This is a genomic window from Arthrobacter sp. 35W (assembly GCF_000482545.1).
GTDB lineage: Bacteria > Actinomycetota > Actinomycetes > Actinomycetales > Micrococcaceae > Specibacter.
This window is the reverse complement of the sequence record NZ_KI519454.1, coordinates 2,284,819-2,304,803: the sequence shown is the minus strand read 5'-3', so window position 1 is coordinate 2,304,803 and position 19,985 is coordinate 2,284,819. Positions and strand designations below refer to the sequence as shown.

Annotated in this window: 18 protein-coding genes; 13 read left to right on the top strand and 5 right to left on the bottom strand. The window is 69.4% G+C overall.

The window, feature by feature from the left end:
• Window positions 1–42: 42 nt before the first annotated feature.
• Both K254_RS22755 and K254_RS0110245 read left to right on the top strand, forming a co-directional pair.
• Window positions 43–1,830, top strand: a complete 1,788-nt coding sequence (locus tag K254_RS22755; RefSeq protein WP_051389045.1) for a dynamin family protein — start codon at window positions 43–45, stop codon at window positions 1,828–1,830.
• Complete coding sequence (locus K254_RS0110245; RefSeq protein WP_026555286.1) at window positions 1,827–3,443, top strand: GTPase; 1,617 nt, start codon at window positions 1,827–1,829, stop codon at window positions 3,441–3,443. The genes K254_RS22755 and K254_RS0110245 overlap by 4 nt, the downstream gene beginning before the upstream one ends.
• Window positions 3,444–3,449: 6 nt before the next feature.
• Here K254_RS0110245 and K254_RS0110240 read toward each other — a convergent pair whose 3' ends face one another.
• A complete protein-coding gene (locus K254_RS0110240) occupies window positions 3,450–4,004 on the bottom strand; it encodes a DUF1697 domain-containing protein (RefSeq protein WP_026555285.1) in 555 nt (184 codons plus the stop codon).
• Window positions 4,005–4,039: 35 nt separating this feature from the next.
• On the bottom strand, window positions 4,040–4,759 hold the full coding sequence (locus K254_RS0110235; protein ID WP_026555284.1) for an IclR family transcriptional regulator: 720 nt from the start codon (window positions 4,757–4,759) through the stop codon (window positions 4,040–4,042).
• Window positions 4,760–4,959: 200 nt separating this feature from the next.
• Here K254_RS0110235 and leuC point away from each other — a divergent pair, with 200 nt between their 5' ends.
• The 7 genes from leuC to K254_RS0110200 all read left to right on the top strand — a co-directional run bounded on the left by leuC (window position 4,960) and on the right by K254_RS0110200 (window position 12,398).
• A complete protein-coding gene (gene leuC / locus K254_RS0110230; RefSeq protein WP_035749954.1) occupies window positions 4,960–6,405 on the top strand; it encodes a 3-isopropylmalate dehydratase large subunit in 1,446 nt (481 codons plus the stop codon).
• Window positions 6,406–6,413: 8 nt separating this feature from the next.
• Window positions 6,414–7,013, top strand: coding sequence for a 3-isopropylmalate dehydratase small subunit (gene leuD, locus K254_RS0110225; RefSeq protein WP_026555282.1), 600 nt, complete (start codon window positions 6,414–6,416; stop codon window positions 7,011–7,013).
• Between the two features lie 185 nt (window positions 7,014–7,198).
• The gene (gene murA / locus K254_RS0110220; RefSeq protein WP_026555281.1) at window positions 7,199–8,530 is read left to right on the top strand and encodes a UDP-N-acetylglucosamine 1-carboxyvinyltransferase; all 1,332 of its coding nucleotides are present in this window, start codon (window positions 7,199–7,201) and stop codon (window positions 8,528–8,530) included.
• Between the two features lie 8 nt (window positions 8,531–8,538).
• The gene (locus K254_RS0110215) at window positions 8,539–9,300 is read left to right on the top strand and encodes a lysophospholipid acyltransferase family protein (protein ID WP_026555280.1); all 762 of its coding nucleotides are present in this window, start codon (window positions 8,539–8,541) and stop codon (window positions 9,298–9,300) included.
• Window positions 9,297–10,340: an NAD(P)H-dependent glycerol-3-phosphate dehydrogenase gene (locus K254_RS0110210; RefSeq protein ID WP_026555279.1), complete on the top strand. Its 1,044-nt coding sequence runs from the start codon at window positions 9,297–9,299 to the stop codon at window positions 10,338–10,340. The genes K254_RS0110215 and K254_RS0110210 overlap by 4 nt, the downstream gene beginning before the upstream one ends.
• Before the next feature lie 2 nt (window positions 10,341–10,342).
• On the top strand, window positions 10,343–11,521 hold the full coding sequence (locus K254_RS22750; protein WP_231391806.1) for a D-alanine--D-alanine ligase family protein: 1,179 nt from the start codon (window positions 10,343–10,345) through the stop codon (window positions 11,519–11,521).
• Between the two features lie 268 nt (window positions 11,522–11,789).
• Window positions 11,790–12,398, top strand: coding sequence for a DUF1326 domain-containing protein (locus K254_RS0110200; RefSeq protein ID WP_026555278.1), 609 nt, complete (start codon window positions 11,790–11,792; stop codon window positions 12,396–12,398).
• A gap of 29 nt (window positions 12,399–12,427) precedes the next feature.
• On the opposite strand, the gene K254_RS0110195 is transcribed toward K254_RS0110200, so the two are convergent.
• Complete coding sequence (locus K254_RS0110195) at window positions 12,428–12,949, bottom strand: DUF3515 family protein (RefSeq protein WP_035749189.1); 522 nt, start codon at window positions 12,947–12,949, stop codon at window positions 12,428–12,430.
• Window positions 12,950–13,079: 130 nt separating this feature from the next.
• Here K254_RS0110195 and K254_RS0110190 point away from each other — a divergent pair, with 130 nt between their 5' ends.
• From K254_RS0110190 to rsmD, 4 genes are read left to right on the top strand one after another with little or no spacing between them, the layout of a single operon-like run.
• Window positions 13,080–14,096, top strand: a complete 1,017-nt coding sequence (locus K254_RS0110190; protein ID WP_026555276.1) for a thiamine-phosphate kinase — start codon at window positions 13,080–13,082, stop codon at window positions 14,094–14,096.
• Window positions 14,086–15,072 (top strand): DAK2 domain-containing protein, encoded by a 987-nt coding sequence (locus tag K254_RS0110185; protein ID WP_442853045.1) that lies wholly within the window; start codon window positions 14,086–14,088, stop codon window positions 15,070–15,072. The genes K254_RS0110190 and K254_RS0110185 overlap by 11 nt, the downstream gene beginning before the upstream one ends.
• Window positions 15,059–17,272: an ATP-dependent DNA helicase RecG gene (locus K254_RS0110180; protein ID WP_026555274.1), complete on the top strand. Its 2,214-nt coding sequence runs from the start codon at window positions 15,059–15,061 to the stop codon at window positions 17,270–17,272. The genes K254_RS0110185 and K254_RS0110180 overlap by 14 nt, the downstream gene beginning before the upstream one ends.
• Window positions 17,273–17,296: 24 nt before the next feature.
• Window positions 17,297–17,875 (top strand): 16S rRNA (guanine(966)-N(2))-methyltransferase RsmD, encoded by a 579-nt coding sequence (rsmD, locus tag K254_RS0110175; RefSeq protein WP_026555273.1) that lies wholly within the window; start codon window positions 17,297–17,299, stop codon window positions 17,873–17,875.
• Window positions 17,876–18,010: 135 nt separating this feature from the next.
• Here rsmD and K254_RS0110170 read toward each other — a convergent pair whose 3' ends face one another.
• Entirely contained in the window at window positions 18,011–18,784 is a 774-nt protein-coding gene (locus K254_RS0110170; RefSeq protein WP_026555272.1) for a spermidine synthase, read from the bottom strand.
• Window positions 18,785–18,786: 2 nt separating this feature from the next.
• The gene (locus K254_RS0110165) at window positions 18,787–19,983 is read right to left on the bottom strand and encodes an aminotransferase class I/II-fold pyridoxal phosphate-dependent enzyme (protein WP_026555271.1); all 1,197 of its coding nucleotides are present in this window, start codon (window positions 19,981–19,983) and stop codon (window positions 18,787–18,789) included.
• Between the last annotated feature and the right edge of the window lie 2 nt (window positions 19,984–19,985).

The following is a 19,985-nucleotide window of genomic DNA, read 5'->3' as shown; positions in this document are numbered from 1 at the left end:
AAATGCCGACGGCTTCGCCATCCGTGCTGGCATGATGATGCTGTGAGCCCCCAACCAGACTCCACCACCGCCGGCGGTGCACCGGCGCCCCCGGCCGCCGTCGTGCTTCTTGAAGCCGTCCGGAGCGAGCTGGCCGCCCTGGACCTGCCGCTGGCGCTTCCCGGCGCCCAGGAAGCCCGTGAGGCCGTCCGGGCCGCGCTGGGGCAGCTGCAGGACTACATCCTGCCGCGCTACCGCAGTCTGGACGCGCCGCTGCTGGCCGTGGTGGGTGGATCCACGGGCGCGGGGAAGTCCACACTCGTCAATGCCCTGGTGGGGCACCCTGTGACCCGCTCCGGCGCCATCCGGCCCACCACGCGGCAGCCCATTCTGCTGCACCACCCCGGGGACGGCGCCTGGTTCGCCTCCGATCGGGTGCTGCCCACGCTCTCCCGTGTCCACGCCGGCACCACAGCGCCCAACGTCCCTGCCTCTGCGGCCGGCGTGGCACCGGACCCGGCGGCCATGGGCCAGCTGGTGCTGCTGCCCGATGCCGCCATTCCGGCCGGGATTGCGCTGCTGGATGCGCCGGATGTGGATTCCGTCTCCGACGACAACCGCGCGCTGGCGGGCCAATTGCTGGCCGCGGCGGATCTGTGGATCTTTGTCACCACGGCCAACCGCTATGCAGACGCCGTGCCGTGGAAGCTGCTGCTCGACGCCGCGTCCCGGGACATTCTGGTGGCAGTGGTCCTGGACCGCGTCCCCGCCGGCGCCGAGGCCGAAGTGTCGGCGGATTTGTCCCAGATGCTCCAACGCGAGGGCCTGGGCGGCGCCGCGCTCTTCGTCGTTCCCGAATCCGGCCTGGACGCCCTGGGCATGCTCCCGGCGCAGTCCGTTGATCCGATCAGGGCCTGGCTGGCGGCCATTGCCGCCGATGCCGCCGGCCGGGCGGAAATTGCCCGGCGCACGCTCAATGGCACAGTGCGTGCGCTGGCCGGCCGCGTGGAGACGGTGGCCCGCGCCGCGCTGGAGCAGGATGAGGCCGCCGGCCAGTTGGCCGACGACGTGGCCGCCGCCTACCGCGACGCCCTGGAGACGATCAGGGCGGCCAGCACCGACGGCACCCTGCTCCGGGGGGAGGTGCTGGCACGCTGGCAGGATTTTGTGGGCACGGGGGAGTTCTTCCGGGCCCTGGAGAGCGGCATCGGCCGGCTGCGGGACAGGATTGGGGCCTTCTTCCGAGGCCAGCCGCAGCCCGCGGTGAAGGTGGAGACGGCCATCGAATCGGGTTTGCAGGCGGTGGTGGTGGACCAGGCCGCCCGGGCAGCGGAGGACGCCGACCAGCGCTGGCGCTCGGATCCGGCCGGCCGCGCGCTGCTGGGAGGGGAGGACCTCTCTGGAACGAGCGAGGGGTTTTCCGCCGCCGTGGCGGAGCAGATCCGCGCGTGGCAGGGCGATGTGCTGACCCTGATCCGCACGGAGGGCGCGGACAAGCGCTCCCAGGCCCGCTGGCTGTCCTTCGGCGTCAATGGGCTGGGCGTCATCCTGATGGTGGTGGTGTTCTCCTTCACCGGCGGCCTCACGGGCGTCGAGGTGGGCATCGCCGGCGGCACCACCGTCGTCGGCCAGAAGCTTTTGGAAGCAATCTTCGGCGAGGACGCCGTCCGGCGGCTGGCGCAGGAGGCCCGCGCCGGGCTGGACCGCCGCTGCAAGGGCTTGCTGGAGGCGGAGTCCCGCCGTTTCCTGGACCGGCTGCCCGGGCAGAGCAGAACTGTCGACGGCGCCTCGCTGGTGGAAACCTTGGAACGCCGGGCGCAGGAACTGGCCCGGTTGGGGGAGGCTGCATGAGCCGGCATCGGACGGCCAAGGAGGCCTCGGCGCTGACGGCGCGCCTGGAGGCCCTGGACAGCGCCCGTTCACTGGCCGAGGGGCGGCTGGAGGATTCCGTGCTGCAGGAGGTCTACGAGGTCCTGGAGCGGGCCAGCTCCCGGCGCTCCCTCAGCGCCGAGCACACGGTGGTGGGGTTTTTCGGGGCCACCGGCAGTGGAAAGTCCTCGCTCTTCAACGCGGTGGCGGCGACGGATGCCGCCCGGGTGGCGGTCCGCCGGCCGACCACCAGCGCACCCTTGGCCAGCGTCTGGGGGCCGCCGGGCAGCGGCCCGCTGCTGGACTGGCTGGGGGTCGACCAGCGCCACGAGGGCACCCCCGTGCCCGGGCTGGCCGGCTCCGCCGCGGACCCGGGGCTGATCCTGCTGGATCTGCCGGACTTTGATTCAACCCACCTGGCCAACCGCGGGATTGTCGAACGGCTGGCCGGCCAGGTGGACGTGCTGGTGTGGGTGGTGGATCCGCAGAAGTACGCCGACGCCGCGATCCACCACGATTTCATCAGCCGGTTCTCCTCCTACGGTGCCGTGACGCTGGTGGTGCTCAACCAGGTGGACACGCTGGCGCCGGCCGCCGTGCGGCCGGTGGTGGAATCGCTGCGCTCCCTGCTGGCCCAGGACGGCCTCGGCAAGGTCCGCATCCTGCCGGTGTCGGCGCTGACGGGGGCGGGCATCGCGGAGCTGCGCACGGCCATTGGCTCGGTGGTGTCCGACAGGGCGGCTGGCTCCGCGCGCCTTGCCGCCGATGTCCAGCAGGCGGCCGCACGGCTGCGGGCGGCCTCGGGCGGCGGCGAGCCGGCCGGCGTGCACCAGCAGGACAGGCGCGAGCTGGCCGAGCACTTGGCGGCCGCGGCGCAGGTGGAGGTGGTGGTCGACGCCGTCCGCCGCTCGTACCAGCTTGAGGCCACGCGCCACACGGGATGGCCCGTCACCCGGTGGATCTCCCGGCTGAGGCGCGATCCGCTGCGCCGGCTCAGCCTGCGCCGCTCCGGGCCCGCCGAGGTGAACCGCACCTCGCTGCCGGAGGCCGGCGCAACGGGGGCAGCCCGGCTGGATACGGCCGTGCGGACGTTCTCCGACGCCGCCAGTGCCGGCGCACCCGGACCGTGGCGGGCGTCCATCCGGGCCGCCGCCCGCAGCCGGAACGCCACACTGGGCGACACCTTGGACGCGGCGGTGTCCGGCACGGATCTGCTGGCCAACAAGGGGGCCTGGTGGTGGCCGCTGTTCTCAGTGCTGCAGTGGATTGGCCTGCTGGCCGCCCTGGCTGGCCTGGGCTGGCTGGCCGGCCTGGCGCTGCTGGGCTACTTCCAGCTCCCCGTTCCGCCGGCCCCGCAGGTGGAAGGCTGGCCCGTGCCAACGCTGCTGGTGGCCGCCGGGGCACTGCTCGGCGTGGTGCTGGCACTGGCGAGCAAGGCCATTGCCGGGGCAGGGGCGCGCGGACGCGCGGCCGGAGCACGACGGCGGCTGCGGGCCTCCGTGGCCGAGGTGTCCGAGGCCGAGGTGGTGGATCCGACCGAGGAGGAGATCGAGCGGTTCAGGGAGTTCTCCCGGGCCCTCCACGCCGCGGGGTAGGTGCAGCTAGGCCAGGGCCTCGCGGACCTTCACCAGGGTGCGGACGTTGCGCGTCGTCGTCGTGCTCTTGTATTTGGCCTTGGCGGTGAGCTTGCTGAAGGGCGAGTCCAGCGTGCCGCCCACCGGTGCCTGCCAGGCCAGTGCGAGCGGCGCGACGCGCGCCAGTTCCGTGCCGTCCAGCGCGCGGCCGAGCGATTCAAGCTCGTCCAGTGCGCCCGTCTCGGAGCTCAGCGTCACATAGCTGTGCAGCTCGGGTGAATCCGCCGGGTACGGGAAGCCGTCCAGAATCGACTCCAGCTGGCCCAGGCTGAACACCACCACCCAGGCGTCATAGCCGAAGCGTTCCCGCAGCAGCGACTCCATCATGGCCTTCAGCTCCGGCGCGGAGGCATCGGCCGTGCAGACGATGTTCCCACTGGCGAGCAGCGTGGAGAAGGAGCCGAGCGGCAGCGTTGTCAACGCCTCGCGCAGCTCCGCCATCTTGATGTTGATGCCGCCGACGTTCACACCGCGCAGGAAGACGCCGTAGCGCCCGGGCGCGGGGGTGGGGGAGTTCGCCATGGCTGCAGCCTACCGTGCCGTCTATTCCGTGCCGATTACTCGGCGGTCTTGCGCAGCGCCTCGGAGAGGATGCGGGCGGCGTTGCAGACGATTTCCGCGTGCAGGCGGCCCGGCTGGCGGGTCAGGCGTTCGATCGGTCCGGAGATGGAGACGGCGGCAATGACGCGGCCGGAGGGGCCGCGCACCGGAGCGGAGACACTGGCCACGCCCGGCTCGCGCTCGCCCAGGCTCTGGCCCCAGCCGCGGCGGCGGACGCCGGCCAGTACGGTGGGGGTGAAGCGGGCATTGTGCAGCCCTTCCAGCAGGCGCTCGTGGTCCTCCCAGGCCAGCAGCACCTGGGCGGCGGAGCCGGCCTTCATGGTCAGCTGGGTGCCCACGGGGATGGTGTCGCGCAGGCCGATGGGCCGCTCGGCGGATGCCACGCAGACGCGGGAATCGCCCTGACGGCGGAAGATCTGAGCGCTTTCGCCCGTGCTGTCGCGCAATTGCAGCAGCACCGGGCCCGCCGCGGCAATCAGCCGGTCTTCGCCGGCGGCGGAGGCCAGCTCCACCAGGCGGCTGCCCAGGACAAACCTGCCCTGGATGTCCCGGCTGACCAGCCGGTGGTGCACCAGGGCCAGGGCCAGCCGGTGCACTGTGGGCCGCGCCAAACCGGTGGCAGCCACCAGCTGTGCCAGGGTGGTGGGCCCTGCCTCCAGTGCATCCAGAACCCTGGCCGCTTTATCGATCACGCCTACGCCGCTAGAATTGTCCATGTAATGATATTGACGTCTCATTATGTGAGATGCAAATTGTCCAGCTGGCGCCCTGCGCGCCGCGGCTGGTTCAGTGGACGTAGACAGAGACCATAGGGCACTCTCACCACGCGGATACAGAACTCCGTGGGTGGCCCAACAGATGAAGGGAGCTGGCCGTGACCGAGGCAACCACACCCCGTGTGAACGACTCAGCTGTGATCGATTCAGCAAAGACGCTGGCGGAAAAGGTGTGGCGCGACCACATCGTGCGCAAGGGTGAGGGTGAAGGCGACGCGGCCCAGCCTGATCTGCTCTACATCGACCTTCACCTGATCCACGAGGTCACCTCCCCGCAGGCCTTTGAGGGTCTGCGCCTGGCCGGCCGCCCGCTGCGCCGCCCGGACCTGACGATCGCCACCGAGGACCACAACACGCCCACGCTGGCCATCGACAAGCCGATTGCCGACCTCACCAGCCGCACGCAGATCCAGACCCTGCGCAACAACTGCAAGGAGTTCGGCGTCCGCCTGCACTCCCTCGGCGACGCCGAGCAGGGCATTGTGCACGTCGTCGGCCCGCAGCTGGGCCTGACCCAGCCGGGCATGACGGTGGTCTGCGGCGACTCGCACACCTCCACCCACGGCGCCGTCGGCGCACTGGCCTTCGGTATCGGCACCTCCGAGGTGGAGCATGTCATGGCCACCCAGACGCTGCCCCTGAAGCCGTTCAAGACCATGGCGATCAACGTTGAGGGCACGCTGCGCCCGGGCGTGACGAGCAAGGACATCATCCTGGCCGTCATCGCCAAGATCGGCACCGGCGGCGGCCAGGGCTACGTCCTGGAGTACCGCGGCTCCGCGATCCGCGCCCTGAGCATGGATGCCCGCATGACGGTCTGCAACATGTCCATCGAGGCCGGCGCCCGCGCCGGCATGATCGCTCCGGACGAGACCACCTTCGCCTTCCTGAAGGACCGCCCGCACGCGCCGCAGGGCGAGGACTGGGACGCCGCCGTCGAGTACTGGAAGACCCTCGTCACCGAGGACGACGCCGTGTTCGACGCCTCGGTGGACCTGGACGCCGACACCCTGGAGCCCTTTGTCACCTGGGGCACCAACCCGGGCCAGGGCGTCTCGCTCAACGACGTCGTCCCCTCGCCGGAGGACTTCGGCGATGAGAACTCCAAGGCCGCCGCCGAGCGGGCCCTGGCGTACATGGACCTCGCCGCCGGTACGCCGATGAAGGACATCCGGGTGGACACCGTCTTCCTGGGCTCCTGCACCAACTCCCGCATCGAGGACCTGCGCGCCGCGGCGGACATCATCCGCGGCCGCGAAAAGGACCCCGCCATCCGCATGCTGGTGGTGCCCGGTTCCGCCCGCGTCCGCCTGGAGGCCGAAGCCGAGGGGCTGGACAAGGTCTTCACCGACTTCGGTGCGGAGTGGCGCTTTGCCGGCTGCTCGATGTGCCTGGGCATGAACCCGGACCAGCTGGCCCCGGGCGAGCGCTGCGCCTCCACCTCGAACCGCAACTTCGAGGGACGCCAGGGCAAGGGTGGGCGCACCCACCTGGTCTCACCCGTCGTCGCCGCTGCCACGGCCGTCCGCGGCACGCTCAGCTCCCCGTCCGATCTGGCCCCGCTGGCCGCCACCACCGCAGCGTAGGAGAAACCATGGAAAAGTTCACCACCCACACCGGCATTGGTGTCCCGCTGCGCCAGAGCAATGTGGATACGGACCAGATCATCCCCGCCGTGTACCTGAAGCGGATCACCCGCACCGGCTTCGAGGACGCCCTATTCTCCAGCTGGCGCAAGAACCCGGAATTCATCCTGAACCAGGAGCCCTTCAGCCGCGGCTCCGTGCTGGTGGCCGGCGCGGACTTCGGCACCGGGTCCTCCCGCGAGCACGCCGTCTGGGCCCTGAAGGACTACGGCTTCAAGGCCGTGCTGTCCTCCCGCTTTGCCGACATCTTCCGCGGCAACTCCGGCAAGCAGGGCCTGCTGGCTGCCCAGGTTGCGCAGGATGACATCGAACTGATCTGGAAGGTGCTCGAAGAGGCACCCGGCACCGAGATCAGCGTCGACCTGAACACCAAGATGGTCACCGCCGGCTCCGTGGTGGCGCCGTTCGACATCGACGACTACACCCGCTGGCGCCTGCTGGAGGGTTTGGACGACATCGGCCTGACGCTCCGCCACGAAGAGGACATCACCGCCTTCGAGGCCACGCGCCCCGCCTTCAAGCCGACCACGCTCCCGGCCAAGGTCTAACCGGCCCCTCCGCCGAAAAAGCACGTACGGACAGTGTTGCCCCGCAACACTGTCCGTACGTGCTTTTTCGTGCACCAGCGCGCGCGGCGGAGGGGTCCTGTTTCGGCATCGCGACACGAGAAACTATGCTTAGCTGAGGTCTTTGCCGCCTCCCGGGCGGTGAACGCACAAGGAATTAGGTTTTGATGAGCAGTGTTCTGAGCGTCCGTGGAGGTGTGCCCCTGGCCGGCCGTGTGCAGGTCCGGGGTGCCAAGAATCTGGTCCCCAAGGCCATGGTGGCGGCGCTGCTCGGCAGTGAACCCTCGGTGCTGCGCAATGTGCCCGAGATCAAGGACGTTGAGGTTGTCACGTCCCTGCTGCAGCTGCACGGCGTCACGGTGGTCAAGGATCCGGTGACGGGGGATCTGACCCTGGACCCGAAGGATGCCAAGACGGCACCCAGCACGGCCATCGACGCCCACGCCGGGGATTCGCGCATTCCGATCCTGTTCTGCGGCCCGCTGATCCACGCGATCGGCGAGGCCTTCATCCCCGATCTGGGCGGCTGCAAGATCGGCGACCGCCCCATCGACTACCACCTGAACGTGCTGCGCCAGTTTGGCGCCGTCGTCGAGAAGCGCCCCGGCGGCATCCACATCTCGGCCCCGAAGGGCCTGCACGGCACCAAGATCTCTCTGCCGTACCCCAGCGTCGGGGCCACGGAGCAGGTGCTGCTCTCCGCCACGCGTGCCGAGGGCATCACCGAGCTGTCCGGTGCCGCCACCGAGCCGGAGATCGTGGACCTGATTGCCGTCCTGCAGAAGATGGGCGCCATCATCTCCATCCAGACGGACCGCACCATCCGCATCGAGGGGGTCAAGGAGCTGCGCGGCTACGTGCACCGGGCGCTGCCCGACCGCAATGAATCCGCCTCCTGGGCTTCGGCCGCCCTGGTCACGCGCGGCGACATCTACGTCCAGGGCGCCAACCAGCGGGACATGATGACCTTCCTGAACACCTACCGCAAGGTGGGCGGCGGGATGGACATCGACGACGACGGCATCCGGTTCTACCACCAGGGCGGCAAGTTGAGCCCGCTGGTGCTGGAGACGGACGTGCACCCCGGCTTCATGACCGACTGGCAGCAGCCGCTGGTGGTGGCCCTGACCCAGGCCGAGGGTGTGTCGATTGTGCACGAGACCGTGTACGAGAACCGCTTTGGCTTCACCGATGCCCTGATCCGCATGGGTGCCGGCATCCAGCTGCACCGTGAATGCCTGGGCTCCGTGCCGTGCCGCTTTGGCCAGCGCAACTTCCTGCACTCCGCCGTCATCTCCGGCCCCACGCAGCTCAAGGGCACCGAGATCGACATCCCGGACCTGCGCGGCGGGTTCAGCCACCTCATCGCCGCCCTGGCCGCCACCGGCACCTCGCGCGTGACCGGCATCGACATCATCAACCGCGGCTACGAGCGGTTCACCTCCAAACTGGAAGCCCTCGGCGCGGACTTCGACATCGTCGCAAAGACCAAGGGCTAGGGGAGTCCATGGCCTTGTCCAAGAAGACACGTGTGTACTTTGCCCTGGTGGCGGGTGTGGCCCGTCCGGCCATCAACCTGTTGATGGGCAAGACCTGGGAGGGCCTTGAGAAGCTGCCCGCTGGGAAGGGTTTCATCGTCTGCCCCAACCACTGCACCGAAATCGACCCCATCGTGGTGGGGCACATGCTCTACAACCAGAAGCGCATGCCGCACTTCCTGGCCAAGGACGGGCTCTTCCGCACCCCCATCGTCGGGGCCGCCCTGCGCGGAGCCAAGCAGATCCCCGTGGAGCGGGCCGGTGCCGGTGCCGGCCGTTCGCTGGAGGTGGCCCGGGAGGTGATCGACGACGGCGGCGCCGTCGTCGTCTACCCGGAGGGCACGCTCACCCGCGACCCCGAGCTGTGGCCGATGAAGGGCCGCACGGGCGCCGCACGCCTGGCCCTGGCCACCGGCGCGCCCGTGATCCCCGTGGCACACTGGGGCGCCCAGGAGGTCTTCCCCCGCTACGCGAAGTCAGTGAAGATCTTCCCGCGCAAGAAGGTCCGCGTCCTGGTGGGCGATCCGGTGGATCTGGACCGCTTTGCCGGCCGTTCACCTGACAAGGCCACACTGGATGAGATGACGGCCGCCATCATGGCCGACATCACCAAGCTGCTGGCCCAGCTGCGCGGCGAGGAGCCGCCGGCAACCCTGTGGGACCCCTCGGCGCACAACCAGGCCCAACATGGACGCTTCATGGAACGCGGCGGAGAGGCGGAGCCCAAGTGAGCACGACGACGGAGCGCCCGGCGCCTGCCAAGGTCGCCATTCTGGGTGCCGGCAGCTGGGGCACCACCTTTGCCAAGATTGTCGGCGAAGCGGCCCTCGGGACCGAGCGCTCGGTGATGGTCTGGGGCCGCCGCGAGGCAGTGGTGGAGCAGATCAACACCCTGCACCGCAATGACACATACCTGGCGGACATTGACTTGCCCGCCAACATCTCCGCGTCCACCGATGTGGCCGAAGTGCTGGCCGGTGCCACACTGGTGGTGCTGGCCGTGCCGGCGCAGTCGCTGCGCCCGCAGCTGCATGCCTGGGCGGCGCACCTGGACCCGGACGCCGTCGTCGTCTCTCTGATGAAGGGGCTGGAACTGGGTACCGATGCCCGGATGAGCCAGGTCATCGCCGAGGAATTGGGGCTGTCCGAGGACCGGATCGCCGTGATCTCCGGGCCCAATCTGGCCATGGAGATCGCCCGCCGCGAGCCCACCGCCTCCGTGGTGGCCTGCGCCGATGAAACTGTCGCCGCCTGGGTGGCCTCCGTGTGCACCCCGCCGTACTTCCGCCCGTACACCAACACCGATGTGGTGGGCGTGGAGATCGGCGGCATCGTGAAGAACGTGATTGCGCTGGCCGTGGGCATCTGCGAGGGCAAGCGCATGGGGGACAACACCAAGGCCTCCGTCATCACGCGCGGCCTGGCCGAGACCACCCGGCTGGCGCTGGCCTTGGGTGGCTCCACCGAGACCATGGCAGGACTGGCCGGACTGGGCGACCTGGTGGCCACCTGCTCCTCGCCGCTGAGCCGCAACCACACCGCCGGCCGGCTGCTGGGCGAGGGTTTCACCCTGGATGAGGTCAACGCCAAGATGACGCAGACGGCCGAGGGCATCAAGTCCGGGCGGGCCGTGGCCGATCTGGCCCGCAAGCTCGGCGTGGAAATGCCCATCACGGACGCCGTTGTGGCCGTGTTGGATGGCAAATTGAGGGTTGATGACTTGGGGCGCGTCCTGCTGTCCCGCGACTTGAAGGCTGAAGGCGAATACTGAGCGTGAGCATCGAAGAAACCACCGCACCCACCCCTGCCCCCGGCACCGGAGCCTCCGGAGCCGCTGCCAACGGCCGGCGGCCGCGCGTCGCCGTCCTCTTTGGCGGGCGCTCCAGTGAGCACGCCGTCAGCTGCGTCACCGCAGCCGGCGTCCTGGGCCACATCGACAGGGAGCGCTACGACGTGGTGCCCATCGGCATCACCAAGGCCGGCCAGTGGGTGCAGGCCTCTGCGGACCCCTCCGCATGGTCGCTGAGCGCGGGCACGCTGCCCGAGGTCGAGCCGTCCGAGGCAACAGTGATGCTGGCCGAGACGGGGGAGGGCCACCAGTTGATGGTGGGCGCCCCCAACGAGGTTCCCGTGGAATTGGGTGCCGTGGACGTGGTCTTTCCGCTGCTGCACGGACCGTTCGGCGAGGACGGCACCGTCCAGGGCCTGCTGGAGCTCTCCGACACCCGCTATGTGGGCGCCGGGGTGCTGGCCTCCGCCGTGGGCATGGACAAGCACTTTATGAAGGTGGTCTTCGAGGCCGCAGGGCTCTCGGTGGGGCCGTATGTGGCGGTTACCGACAGGCAGTGGAGCACCGATCCGCAGGCCGTGCGGGACCGCGTGGCGGCCCTGGGCTTCCCGGTGTTCGTCAAGCCGGCCCGGGCTGGATCGTCCATGGGCATCACCAAGGTGGACGGCCCTGTGGGGCTCGACGCCGCCATCGCCGAGGCGCGCAGCCATGACCTGAAGCTGGTGATCGAGGCCGGGATTGTGGGGCGGGAGATCGAGTGCGCCGTCCTGCAGGGCCGCGGCACGGATGCGCCGCGCACCTCAATGCCGGGCGAGATCGCGATGGCCGATGCGAGCCACGACTTCTACGACTTCACCGCCAAGTACGTCCAGGGCGACGCCGTGAACCTCAGCTGCCCGGCGGACATTCCGGCCGAGGCCGCCGAGCGGATCCGCGAGCTGGCGGCCGTGGCGTTCGACGCCGTGGGCGCCGAGGGGCTTTCCCGCGTTGACTTCTTCTACACCGCGGACGGCGACATCCTCATCAACGAGATCAACACGATGCCCGGCTTCACGCCGTCGTCCATGTACCCGCAGATGTGGGCCGCCTCGGGCATCGGCTATGCCGAGCTGATTGACGAGCTCCTCCAGCTGGCCCTCAACCGCAAGACCGGGCTGCGCTGACCGCACGCGGTCTCGACGGGCTCGACCAGCGAGACCCAGGACGCACAACTGCATTCATGACGCCGAAACCCTTCGGGGACATGACTACTACTGCGTCCTGGGCGGGGTTCGGCGTCAGCTGCATGGGACCCGGTGGGTACCATCGCTATTGCACCGGTGGACGACTAAAATTGTCTGGGGATGAACGGCTGCTGGATGGCCGTTGGACATCCTCGGCGGCGCACAAGCACCACCAATCTGTTCCACAAATGAAACCAGAGTGATCAGAATGGCCTGGGAACTAGCGGGCGAGTATCTGGAAAACTGCAATTGTGATGTGCTCTGCCCGTGCGTTACATCGTCCTTGCAGGGATCCGCGGACAATGAGCGGTGCTTTGTCCCGCTCGCAATGAACATCACCAGCGGCCACAACGACGGCGTACGCCTGGACGGCCTGGGCGCCGTCATGGTGGTGGACTCACCGGCCGTCATGGGTTCCGGCGGCTGGCGGGTGGCCGTCTATCTGGACGAGCGGGCCGACGATGGGCAGCGGCAGGCCCTGGGCGAGATCCTCTCCGGAGCGCTCGGCGGACCGCCTGCGATGCTGGCGGGGCTGGTCTCCGAGCAGCTTGGCGTCAAGTTCGTCCCGATTTCCTTCGACTCCCATGAGGACACACGGCGGGTGACGGTGCCGGGCATCATGGACTTCGAGGTGACAGGGATCCGTGCTCCCGGTGCGAACGCAGTGATGCGGCTGTTCCACATCTTCCATCCGATGGGCGGCGACCTTGCCCTTGCGCAAAGCAGCATTGGCACCTTCAACGACCCGGACTACGGCCTGTCCTTCGACAACGCGGGAAAGAACGGACATTACAGGGACTTCGCCTGGGCGGCCTAGCGCGGTGCTCCGGGGCCGGGCGCCGCGCCCTAGGACGTGGGGACCTTCACAGCGTCCTCGGGGCTGACGCAGCCCCTGGTGGCCGGGATCTTCGCTGCCGCATTGGCAATTTCGGCCAGCACGGTGCTTGAGGCAATCTTGTTCGGGTCGAAGACCAGTTCCGTGGCCGGCGTGCGTCCGTAGGTGGTGAGCGTCCAGGTCGGATCGCCCTCCTTGAGGACCCAGTCCACGCCATTGACGCCAACGCAGCGGTCCGTCGTCGGGCCCGGGACGTTGACGCCGCAGCGCAGGATCACCAGCGAGGGATCCCCCCAGGCGGCCGTGCCCTGGCTGGTGGTGGAGCGCTTTGCGGCGTCCCCCAGAGTGTCCGGCAGCGCCACCATCATCGGGGCGCAGGCGGGATCCGCCGAGCCCGTGGCGGCGCTGATCTCCACCGAGGGGGAGCAGCCGGCGGCGGTGAGCACGACGGCGGCACCGGCCAGGGCTGTCGCCGCGGCTTTTGCGAGCCGGCGGGTGGTGGATGGGTGGCTGGTTGTGGAGCTCAGACGCATCCATCCAGCCTAGCCGCTCAGCCTGTGCAGGATTCCCGGTTGGCGGGGAGGAAGGCTGGGTGCGGGGTGGAGTGCTGCCATGTCCGGGCCCGGTGACCACATTGTCCGGCCCGCCCGATACGGTTGTTCCATGACATTGACTGTGGCCGACCTCTCCGAATCAGCTCTGCTGGCCCGCATCTTCCCCCGGCTGAGCCGCAGCACTTCGGTGCTGCTGGGCCCAGGCGATGACGCCGCCGTGGTTGCCGCTCCGGACGGCCGCACCGTGGTGTCCATCGACACCCAGGTGCAGGACAAGGATTTTCGGCTGCAGTGGCCCAACGGCTACCGCACCACCGGCTACGACGTGGGCTTCAAGGCCGCCGCGCAGAACCTCAGCGACATCAACGCCATGGGGGCGGTGGCCACCTCCATGGTTGTCTCGCTGACGCTTCCCAGCACCACGGACGTTGCCTGGGTGGAGGGGCTGGCCGAGGGCCTGAATGCCGCCATCACCGAACTGGGTGCCGAGGACTGCTCCGTGGCCGGCGGCGACCTGTCCGGCGGCTCGGAGATTGTGGTGACGGTGGCCGTTCTGGGCTCGCTGGAGGGCCGGGACCCGGTCCTGCGTTCCGGCGCCCGCCCGGGGGATGTGCTGGCGCTGGCCGGTTCCGCCGGCACGGCGGCCGCGGGGTGGGCATTGCTGGAAGGCAGCACGCCGTCGTCGGAGTTCACCGTGGAGATGGCCGAGGCCGTCCGCCTGTTCTGCCGGCCGCAGCCCCCTCTCGCAGCGGGCCCCGTGGCCGCCCGCGCCGGAGCCACCGCCATGATGGACGTCTCCGACGGCATCCTGCGCGACGCCGGCCGGATTGCCGCAGCCAGCGGCGTACGCGTGGATCTGGAGCCGGCAGCTCTGGTACCGTTCGTGGACAAGCTGGCGCCGATTGCCGCCGCCGTCGGCGCCGATCCGCTGGCCTGGGTGCTCACGGGCGGCGAAGACCATTCACTGTTGTGCACCTTCCCCGACGTGGCATCGGTGCCCGCGGGGTTCGCTGCGATAGGCTCAATCATGCCCGGCGGCGGCACTCTGCCACCGGTTACAGTAGGCGGCGGCGAGGCCGCACGCCTTGCAGTCACCACCGTGGGATGGGATCACTTTGCAGTCTAAGATCGCCGCCAATGCCCCGGCGCTGAGGCGCTGGCTGGCCAAGGCCGAGGAAACCTTGGGCAACCACAGTGACCGCCTCAATGCCATCAACATCTTCCCCGTCGCCGACGGCGACACCGGAACCAATCTGTACCTCACCGTCCGTGAAGCGTCGGCCGCCGCGCACGCCACCGAGGGGAACGACGTCGGCGCCGTCCTGTCCGCAGCCGGCCGCGCCGCCATGGAGGCCGCACGGGGCAATTCCGGCACCCTCTTTTCCGTCTTCCTCTCGGCCTTTGCCGAGCCGCTGGCCGGGCTGCAGCGCCTCAGCGGGCCCCTGTTCGCCGCGGCCCTGCAGCGCGGCGCCATCCGTGCGTGGTCTGCGCTGAGCGAGCCGATGCCCGGCACCATGCTATCCGTGCTGGAGGCCAGTGCGCGCGCAGCGTCCATGGCTGAGGCGGCCCAGAACGGCGACGACAGCAACCAGGGCCTGGCCGTGGCGCTGGACGCCGCCGTGGACGCGGCCCGCGAGGCAGTGGTCCTCACCGAAAGCCAGCTTGGGCAGCTGACGGCCGCACATGTGGTGGACGCCGGCGGCGTCGGTCTGCTGCTGGTGCTGGACTGCCTGCGCTCGGTGGTGCTGGGCCAGGAGCTGCAGGAATCACTGCTGGATTCCCTCTCCGGCTACGACGTCCAGGATCCGCACATTGCCGAGACCATGCCGCCGGACAGCGGCGTGGAGGTCATGTGCACCATCTCCCTGACCCCGTTGGCCGCTGCCGGGCTGCGGATCCAGCTCGATGAGCTGGGCGACTCGGTGATCATGAGCGCCGTCTCCGAGGAACAGGAGCCCACCGGCGGCTACCCGTGGCGCGTGCACGTCCACGTTTCCGAGCCCGAGGTGGCCATGGAGGTGATTCGCGCGGCCGGGGACCCCAGCAGCGTCAGCATCACAGCCCTGAGTCCGGCCGCGGCAGATTCGCATGAGCACCGCTAAGGGGCCCCTGCCGGGGGATTTTGATCTTCCCCTGGGTCGGATGCTCGGCGCGCCCACGGCCACCAAGCTGGAGAAGCACTTGGGCCTGCGCACGGTGGGGGAGCTGCTGAACTACTTCCCGCGCCGATACATCAACCGCGGCGAGCTCACCGAGCTGGGCAAGCTGCCCATGGATGAAGACGTCACGGTGCTGGGCCGGGTCACCTCGAACACCACGCGGCAGATGCGCACCCGCAAGGGCTCCATCACCGAGGTGGTGATCACCGATGATTCCGCCCAGGGCTCCACGCTGAGCATGAGCTTCTTCAACGGGTGGAACGCCAAGACCCAGCTGGCCGTGGGCAAGCTCGCCCTGTTTTCCGGCCGGGTGAACAGCTACCAGGGTTCGGCTACGCTGACCAACCCCAGCTTCGAATTCCTGCCCGATGACGAGCTCGCTCCGCAGGAGGCCGAGTTCATGGCCAGCCGGCCCATCGCCGTCTATCCGGCCACGGCCAAGCTGACGAGCTTTGCCATCGCAAAGTCCGTCGAGGCGCTGCTGGCCGTGGTGGATCTGGCGGCCATCGGTGATCCGATCCCCGGCGCCGTCGCGGCCCGGGAGAAGTTCCTGTCGCTGGAGCACGCCTACCGGCAGATCCATTCGCCGAACACCGAGCGCGAGTGGCAGCTGGCCCGGCGCCGGTTCCGCTACCAGGAGGCCCTGGTGCTGCAGGCCGCCCTGGCCCGGCGCCGGGCGCAGACCGAGGCGCTGCCGGCCACCGCCCGCACCGGGGTCGACGGCGTCCTGCTGGCCGCGTTCGACGCCCGCCTGCCGTTCCAGCTGACCGCCGGGCAGCAGCAGATTGGCGCCCTGGTGGCCGGGGAACTGGCCGCCAGCCACCCGATGCACCGGCTGCTCCAGGGCGAGGTGGGCTCCGGCAAGACCGTCGTGGCCCTGCGCGCCATGCTCCAGGTGGTCGATTCCGGCGGACAGGCAGCGCTGCTGGCGCCCACGGAGGTCCTCGCGGCCCAGCACTTTGCCTCCATCAGCAAAATGATGGGCCCCCTCGCCGAGGGTGGCATGCTGGGCGGAGCCGACGGCGGCACCCAGGTAACGCTGTTGACCGGTTCGATGCCCGCGGCCGCCCGGAAGCGTGCCCTGCTGGATGCCGCCTCGGGCAGCGCCGGCATCGTGATCGGCACCCACGCCCTGCTCTCCGACAACGTCCAGTTCGCGGACTTGGGCTTGATAGTGGTGGACGAGCAGCACCGATTCGGCGTCGAACAGCGCGATGCCCTGCGCGCCAAGGCCGCCAAGCCGCCGCATGTGCTGGTCATGACGGCCACGCCCATTCCGCGCACCGTGGCCATGACCATCTTTGGCGACCTGGAGGTTTCCGAGCTCACCGAGCTTCCGGCCGGGCGCGCCCCGATTGCCACGCATGTGGTGGGCCTGGCCGAGCACCCGGGCTGGGTGGCGCGGCTGTGGTCCCGCTCGCGGGAGGAGATCAACGCCGGCCACCAGGTGTTTGTGGTCTGCCCCAAGATCGGTACGGACGACGACGGGGACGGCAGCGAGCCGCCGCCCGAGGACAATGACAAACGCCCGCTGGCCGACGTCAACGCCATCGCGGAACTGCTGGGCGCCGAGCCGGTGCTGGACGGCACGCGGATGGGCGTGCTGCACGGCAAGCTGGACCCGCTCGTCAAGGGGGCCACCATGGAGTCCTTTGCCGCGGGGGAGCTGGACCTGATTGTCTCCACCACGGTGATCGAGGTGGGCGTGGATGTCCCCAACGCAACGCTGATGGTGGTGCTGGACGCGGACCGCTTCGGCATCTCCCAGCTGCACCAGCTGCGCGGGCGTGTGGGGCGTGGCGGGCTGCCCGGCACCTGCCTGTTGGTCACCACCCTGGAGCCCGAGCATCCCAGTCGCCGGCGTTTGGACGCCGTGGCCTCCACCACCGATGGATTTGTCCTGGCCCAGGAGGATCTCGCGATGCGGCGCGAGGGCGATATTCTGGGAGCATCGCAGTCCGGCGGCCGATCGACCCTGCGCTTCCTGCGTGTCACGCACGACGAGGCCACCATCACCACCGCCCGCCGGGATGCCTGGGAGATTGTCTCCCAGGACCCGACGCTGGAGCGGCATGGGGCGCTGCTGGATGCGATGGAAGCCTATTTGAACCCCGAGAAGGAGGCGTTCCTTGAACGCGGATAGTGCACAGCGGTGCGGAGTGCTCCGATGAGCCGCATCATTGCCGGTGTTTCCGGCGGAACGCCGCTGGTCTCCGTGCCAGGCAGCGCCACCCGTCCCACCACCGACCGCGTGAAGGAGGCACTGTTCTCCCGGCTGGAGTCCCTTGGCGCCCTGCTCGACGCGCGGGTGCTGGATCTGTACGCGGGCTCCGGCGCGCTGGGCGTGGAGAGCGCCAGCCGCGGCGCAGCCTCGGTGGAATTGGTCGAGTTTGATGCCAAGGCCGCCGCGGTGTGCCAGCGCAATGCCGAGTCGGTGAACGATGCCCTGCGCCGGCGCGTGGTGTCGGTGCAGCGCTCCAAGGTGGAGTCGTTCCTGCAGCGGGTCGACACGGCAGGTGTGGACCGCTGGGACCTGGTGTTCCTGGATCCGCCGTACCCGCTGGATGAGGAATCCCTGGCCACGGTGCTGGGTCTGCTGGCTCCGGCGCTGAAGCCCGAGGCCGTGGTGGTCATTGAGCGCTCTTCGCGTTCCCCCGAACCCACCTGGCCGGAGACCATGGAACTGTTTGCCGATCGAAAGTACGGCGAAACCAAGATCTGGTTCGCCCAGCCCGCAGGGGAGTAGCCCCGCGCTGGGAATCTGGACCTCACGGGTGGAGCATCCATCCATGACGCAGCACCCCGCCCGGGACGCATCCACCACTGCGTCCCGGGCGGGGTGCTGCGTCGTCCGCCACGGACGCTCCCGCTGCGCCGGGACCTAGGCGGTGAGCTGGTCCAGATCGACGCCGCTGATGACGGTGGCGGGATGGGGGCCGCGGGTCAGGAGCGCGGCGGTCCACTCGGCGGGCCAGGGCGCCGCTGTGGCGGCCAGGATGATGTTCCCGGGGTACCTTTTGGTGAACAGCGACGTCTCCCCGCTGGCGGCCACGCCGGGCAGCACACGGCGCAGCGCCGTGGTCTGGCTGCGGACCAGGGTGAAGCCGGGCTCGTCGCCCACATTGACCAGCAGCACGCCGTCGTCGGCCAACAACGCCGCAGCCTCGCGGTAGAACTCCTCGCTGGCGATGTGCTCCGGCGCTTCGGGCCCGGAGAAGATGTCCAGGATGATGACGTCGAACGGCTTCCCCCCGACGAATCCGGCCAGTGCGTCGCGGGCATCGCCGATGTGCGGAGTCAGCACGGAGCCCTCCGGCATGGGCAGCTGCGCCAGGACAAAGTCCAGCAGCTCGCGTTCCAGCTCCACCGCATGCTGGACGGACCCCGGGCGGGTGGCCTGGATGTAGCGGGCCAGGGTCAGCGCCCCCGCACCCAGATGCAGGGCGCGGATCGGTGCGCCCGCCGGGGCCGCGAGGTCCACCACATTGGCGATCCGGCGCAGATACTCGTAGAAGACCTCTTGGGGCTCCTGAAGGTTCACATGGGACTGCTCGGCGCCGTCGATGCTGAGCACCCACGCCCCGCTGCGCCACTGGTCCGCCTCGATGGTGGCGTGGACGCCGCTGGTGCGCAGATAGCGCGAGGACTGGGCCACCGCTAGAGCCTGTCCCGCAGGGTGGCCAGCTGCGCGGCGGCCTGCTGGAGCAGCGGGACCTTTTTGCAGAAGGCGAAGCGCAGCAGGGACTTGGTGCGTTCGGCGCCCTCGGGGTGGCAGAACACCGAGACCGGAATGGCCGCGACGCCCACCAATTCGGGGAGCCGGCGCGCCAGATCGACGGCGTCGGTGATGCCCAGCGGCGAGGTGTCGGCGTTGACGAAGTAGGTCCCCTGCGGAGTGTAGACGTCCAGCCCGGCGGCGCGCAGGCCCTCGCTGAGGATGTCCCGCTTGTGGGCCAGGGTGGCGCCGATCTCCGTGTAGAAGTCATCGCCCAGGCGCAGGCCGGCTGCGATGGCACCCTGGAACGGTGTGCCGGAGCTGTAGGTCAGGAACTGCTTGACGGTGCGCACGGCGGCCACCAGCCCGGCGGGGCCGCTGAGCCAGCCGATCTTCCAGCCGGTGAAGGAGAACGTCTTGCCGGCCGAGGAGATGGTCAGGGTCCGCTCGGCCGCACCCGGCAGCGTCGCCACGGGAATGTGTGCAACGCCGAAGGTGAGGTGCTCGTAGACCTCATCGGTGACGATGACGGCGTCGTACTTGCGGGCGAGCCGGACGATCTCCGACAGCACAGCTGTGCCAAAGACGGCGCCGGCGGGGTTGTGCGGGTTGTTCACCAGCACCACCTTGGTCCGCTCGGTGAAGGAAGCCTCCAGCGCGGCGAGGTCCGGTTGGAAGTCCGGGGCCAGCAGCGGGGCTGTGGTGTGGGTGGCACCGGCCAGGGCGATGATGGCGCCGTAGGAATCGTAGAAGGGCTCAAAGGTCAGCACCTCATCGCCGGGGCCTACCAGCGCGAGCAGAGTGGCAGCGATGGCCTCCGTGGCGCCGGTGGTGATGATGATCTCCGTGTCGGGATCCGGTGTCAGGCCGTAGAAGCGTTCCTGGTGCTCGGCGACGGCGAGGCGCAGATCCGGCAGGCCCTTGCCGGGCGCGTACTGGTTGGCGCCGGCGGCGATGGCGGCCTGGGCGGCCTCGCGGATGACGGCGGGGCCGTCCTCGTCCGGGAAGCCCTGGCCGAGGTTGATGGCACCGTGGGTCTGGGCCAGCGTGGTCATTTCCTCAAAAATGGTCACCCCGAGGGTGCCGTCGGTGCCCAGAAGATTGGCTCCGCGGGCGCTGCGCTGCCAGGGGGTGGTCATGG

Bases quoted from the DNA above. Each gene is read 5' to 3' on its own strand.
- K254_RS0110245 (WP_026555286.1), top strand. From the start codon at position 1,827: ATGAGCCGGCATCGGACGGCCAAGGAGGCCTCGGCGCTGACGGCGCGC.
- K254_RS0110240 (WP_026555285.1), bottom strand. From the start codon at position 4,004: ATGGCGAACTCCCCCACCCCCGCGCCCGGGCGCTACGGCGTCTTCCTG.
- K254_RS0110235 (WP_026555284.1), bottom strand. From the start codon at position 4,759: ATGGACAATTCTAGCGGCGTAGGCGTGATCGATAAAGCGGCCAGGGTT.
- leuD (WP_026555282.1), top strand. From the start codon at position 6,414: ATGGAAAAGTTCACCACCCACACCGGCATTGGTGTCCCGCTGCGCCAG.
- murA (WP_026555281.1), top strand. From the start codon at position 7,199: ATGAGCAGTGTTCTGAGCGTCCGTGGAGGTGTGCCCCTGGCCGGCCGT.
- K254_RS0110215 (WP_026555280.1), top strand. From the start codon at position 8,539: ATGGCCTTGTCCAAGAAGACACGTGTGTACTTTGCCCTGGTGGCGGGT.
- K254_RS0110200 (WP_026555278.1), top strand. From the start codon at position 11,790: ATGGCCTGGGAACTAGCGGGCGAGTATCTGGAAAACTGCAATTGTGAT.
- K254_RS0110195 (WP_035749189.1), bottom strand. From the start codon at position 12,949: ATGCGTCTGAGCTCCACAACCAGCCACCCATCCACCACCCGCCGGCTC.
- K254_RS0110190 (WP_026555276.1), top strand. From the start codon at position 13,080: ATGACATTGACTGTGGCCGACCTCTCCGAATCAGCTCTGCTGGCCCGC.
- K254_RS0110180 (WP_026555274.1), top strand. From the start codon at position 15,059: ATGAGCACCGCTAAGGGGCCCCTGCCGGGGGATTTTGATCTTCCCCTG.
- rsmD (WP_026555273.1), top strand. From the start codon at position 17,297: ATGAGCCGCATCATTGCCGGTGTTTCCGGCGGAACGCCGCTGGTCTCC.
- K254_RS0110165 (WP_026555271.1), bottom strand. From the start codon at position 19,983: ATGACCACCCCCTGGCAGCGCAGCGCCCGCGGAGCCAATCTTCTGGGC.